This window comes from Paucilactobacillus vaccinostercus DSM 20634, assembly GCF_001436295.1.
In the GTDB taxonomy this organism is placed as follows: Bacteria; Bacillota; Bacilli; order Lactobacillales; family Lactobacillaceae; genus Paucilactobacillus; species Paucilactobacillus vaccinostercus.
Genome location: NZ_AYYY01000037.1, coordinates 1 through 217 on the forward strand (window position 1 = coordinate 1; position 217 = coordinate 217).

General features: G+C 46.1%; 1 tRNA gene. It reads left to right on the plus strand.

The window, feature by feature from the left end:
- Positions 1–59: 59 nt before the first annotated feature.
- Positions 60–132 (plus strand) — tRNA-Ala (locus FC26_RS07855).
- Positions 133–217 lie beyond the last annotated feature (85 nt).

Here is a 217-nt window from a genome sequence, read left to right on the forward strand (position 1 = left end):
TAGAGCGCACGCCTGATAAGCGTGAGGTCGATGGTTCGAGTCCATTTAGGCCCATATATGGGGAATTAGCTCAGATGGGAGAGCACCTGCTTTGCAAGCAGGGGGTCAACGGTTCGATCCCGTTATTCTCCATTACCAACCGACAGGTTGGTAAGACTTGCACTTTGAAAACTAAATAATATCGAAATATTTTTTTAAAACAACCGAGAACACCGCG